Below are 617 nucleotides of genomic sequence, written 5' to 3' on the forward strand. Positions count from 1 at the left end.
ACGCTGATCAGGAGCGCGGCCTACCTTCGCGTCCTGCGCATACACACCGCGCCGCGCATCCTCGAACAACGCATTACCGGGGTGGTCGGCATGCTCCAGACTGGTGGTGCGCCGATCGGACTGTCGCTCAGCGTCGCGCCGCGCTGGCTCGCCCGGCTTCAACGTCCCGCGAATCTCGTCCACTACATCGTGCACCCCGCCCGGGACGCCGCGGGAACCCACGGTGAGGGCGCGCCGGCGCTCGCCGATATCATCGCGATACTCCTCGATCATCCGCTTGTTGCCCTCGGCCAGGGTGCGCGATTGCGGCGACTGCAGTACCGACTTGGCACCCAGAAAGTTATCCAGGCTGTGCGAGCCAAGCGACAGGCCGGCCGCCACCACCGGCTGGTCGGGGATCAGAAAGTTCGCCTTGCTATTGCTGAACCCGCATGCGGCGAGCGAATTGATCTCTTTCTGGGTCGCATAGACCCGCACCTGCCCGAAGTGGGGCGACGCCGCACTGACAGGATCGGCCGCCATCACATGGTTGACCAGATTGTTGCCGCCCTGCGGAATACGATACCCGAGACTGGCCGCGCCGTAGGCGTTGAACGTTTCACCTTTCAGATCGAAAT

Annotated in this window: 1 protein-coding gene; it reads right to left on the reverse strand. The window is 64.5% G+C overall.

Going from position 1 to position 617, the window contains the following annotated elements; translation table 11 throughout:
• Nucleotides 1-617 (reverse strand): hypothetical protein (locus ACXJKJ_RS31085; RefSeq protein ID WP_457395426.1); only part of this gene is annotated, 617 nt, incomplete at both ends.

The organism is Roseateles sp. P5_E1 (assembly GCF_054049335.1).